Consider the following 2,936-nt stretch of genomic DNA (forward strand, 5'->3'; position numbering starts at 1 on the left):
GCGAGCGCGCGCCTTAGGTCGGCATAGGCTATAGCTGCAGGTTGGACTGGGGGGGGGCAGATGGCGGGTGTCAGCCCAAAGCAGCCTCACTCTGGCCATAAGCCGAGAAGATCAACACATACAGATCGGCTGGAACCGGACCTTCGCGGCGCATGGGATAAAATTTCCTCATGCACAAAAGTTGGCTCTGCATCGATCATATATGGCAGCGTCTATTCATGGAGCATGTCCAGGCAATGCACATATCCACTTGTCAAACGGGAAATGTTCTGGAACTCCTGCGTGACACGATATTTTAAGGCACGACTTGGGAAGAAAAATTATGAATCAAGTGCAAATCTCAAAAGGCCTTACACGTAAGGTTTGGCAACAGTTGGAGAAGAGCATTGTCCCCATCGTTTTCAAAGGCCATTTGATGAAACTAGATAGCGAGATCGATGATTTAAATTTTAGGATCCGGAATAATTCTTACATGCCGGGTACAGGACATGGGTACTTGGGGGTGGAAAAAAGACTCGGCGTTACCCGGTTCCTTCCCATCCTTAGCAGAGATGACCTAGCTGTATATTATCAATTGTGCGGGGAGCTGGGGGATTTAGTTCTGACAGATCGCGCAGATATTTATGGTGGATGGCAAGTCGTCCCCCAGCCGGATCCAACAAATGATTTAGATAGGAGCTCACGAAATGAAGTTATCGCAGCTCGGTACCAACAAGGGTATTTCCAAGACACGCTGTCCAATGCGGCTTGGTTTCAAGGATTCAAAAATTTCACCCAGCTGATCACAACCCTTATTAACGACAAGGAAGGCTACGGCAATTTTGTTGCCACAACTGATGTTGCGAACTTTTATGATTCCATAGATGTTTTTAGACTGATATCGAAATTGAGGGAGAAGCTGCCAGAGTATACTGGTCACCTTGAATTGCTCCAAGTCTTCCTGAGTTTTTGGAATAGACGGTCGACTGGATATCAAGCATCCACAAAGGGATTGCCGCAAGAAATTATTTCAGACGGATCGCGCAATTTATCACATTTTTATCTTCAGGATTTCGATGAACGATTTTCTACATATTGTGGGAGTGAAGGCCTACGATATGTTCGCTGGGCTGACGATTTACTTGTTTTCGGACCATCCCCTCAGAAACTTGAAGCAGCTATGCATAAAGCTTCGCGTATGCTTCTCGTCGAAGGCCTAAACCTGAGCGCACCCAAAACCAAGATCATGGGGAAGCGGCAGTTTTCAAATTACCGAGGGCTCGACGTCTTGGATTCCATCAACTCAAAGGACGTTGATGAGTATCGAAAGAGTCGGCAAGCAGCAATGCGCCGACATCGATCTGGCGAGGGTGTGAAACTAGACACCATTTTTCGCGCGTCCTTAGGTTTCCTCGCCCAAAGGTCTCGTAGTGTAACGTTAAGTGATCGAGAATTTCTTTGGAACACTATTACTGAGAACCCCGATTTGCTGGGAAGCATGAATGCTCAGCAATGCCTTTCTTTTGTGAGGCTCACAGCATCTCCAAGTCGTGGTTTTGCCAAGCTTTTGAATACCGCGTTACTCAAAGATGTTGCAGGACCAAAGGCGGTATTTCTTTCTCTGATCAGACATCACTCCATGAGGTTGGAGAAGGTGGGGATTACAAAGGCAGCGCAACGGAATGCTATAGATGATATTGTTAGGGCCAGTGCAGATAGCGAGTTAATCCAAAAATGGTGCGTGCCAACGGCGCGGCAAGCCGTAGATTGATTAATTTTCTCTACATTGGAAACAAAAACTGAAACCCAACTATTGCTACGCACCAGAAGAATGCGAGGCATGCGGGACTATAGCTCGAGACATGATACAGCCAAACGGTATTGTATTCCGTGAGCCCCTTGGCTTTGCCGGGATTCTTTTCACGGTCATCATACAAAGTCTTTGCGCGATCCAGTTGATCGTGATTTTCTGAGTAACTGGATATTACCGCTTCGTATTTTTTTTGCGGCATCCGAAATGTTTACCATCTCATACTTGAAAGCTCGATATATTTCGCTAATTTCTCGCCCGCACTGGTGGGCGTCATTCGCCTTCCGCAAAAGATCCGACGACGGTGTATCGAGTGACATCCACAGTGCAAGTAGCGATAGTCCAATAATGGTGACGGAAATCCTTTTTAGCTCCACTTCAGAAATACCTGAAGCGTTTGCCAAAAGGTAGACGCTGACAAATATGGAAATTACACTCAAAATGTTTACCGTGAACGACTTCACTTTCGATTTTTTTTCTAGGCGCTTGGAGAAGTTAAACCGCGTTCCGCGCATAACTCTCATGTCATAGATAAAATCGCTCTGGTGAGATGTCTTATCCAATCGATCAGGCTCCATTCTATAATTGCAAGAATTGCAACTCCATCGGTAGAAGTATATTGACAATACTGACAAGATCAGCAGCGGAACAATCAGCTCTTCTTGCGCTGCGGGTAGCACATAATCTGCGTTGTTTGCCATCAAACCTTTACCCTCTCAAATAAGGTTTTCAGTTCAGCATGCCAGCGCGGTAAAATCCATATATGAATGCGAGTATCATTCAGCATCTTTTCTTCAAGCCTTAATTGTCTGGAGACTATCGTTTTTTTAGTTCACTAGCAACCGATCAGCATGTTCGTTGCCTTGCTTTTCTCGGCAACGCCTTAACTCAGGATCGCAGTGCCTCCAGACGAGAGCAGTCCTTCGGCAGACGCTAGCTTTGGGTTTGAAGTGGGCGCCATAGGAGTTTCTCACGAATGACGGCTTTGGGCCGGTCGCGTCATTAGGGCCGCCCATGGTTCGCAACTTTGCAGCGACCGCTTCCTGCGCAGAGCTGACCCTAATGCAGGTTGCAGCAAGCGTGCCCAGGGGGGGGATCGTTGATTGATCGCTTTCGCCCTGTCGTGTTAATAGCCTTGCAGGTGCCA

Annotated in this window: 2 protein-coding genes; one reads left to right on the plus strand and one right to left on the minus strand. The window is 47.0% G+C overall.

Going from position 1 to position 2,936, the window contains the following annotated elements:
- Positions 1 to 322: 322 nt before the first annotated feature.
- Positions 323 to 1,750 carry an RNA-directed DNA polymerase gene (locus FGE21_RS19700; RefSeq protein ID WP_139665099.1) on the plus strand — a complete coding sequence of 476 codons (1,428 nt, stop codon included), beginning with the start codon at positions 323 to 325 and terminating at the stop codon, positions 1,748 to 1,750.
- A gap of 158 nt (positions 1,751 to 1,908) precedes the next feature.
- On the opposite strand, the gene FGE21_RS19705 is transcribed toward FGE21_RS19700, so the two are convergent.
- Entirely contained in the window at positions 1,909 to 2,490 is a 582-nt protein-coding gene (locus FGE21_RS19705) for an SLATT domain-containing protein (protein WP_139665100.1), read from the minus strand.
- Positions 2,491 to 2,936 lie beyond the last annotated feature (446 nt).

It is taken from the genome of Phaeobacter sp. B1627 (assembly GCF_006265095.1).
GTDB lineage: Bacteria > Pseudomonadota > Alphaproteobacteria > Rhodobacterales > Rhodobacteraceae > Epibacterium.

Coding starts and splice junctions, on each gene's coding strand:
- FGE21_RS19700 (WP_139665099.1), top strand. CDS start 323: ATGAATCAAGTGCAAATCTCAAAAGGCCTTACACGTAAGGTTTGGCAA.
- FGE21_RS19705 (WP_139665100.1), bottom strand. CDS start 2,490: ATGGCAAACAACGCAGATTATGTGCTACCCGCAGCGCAAGAAGAGCTG.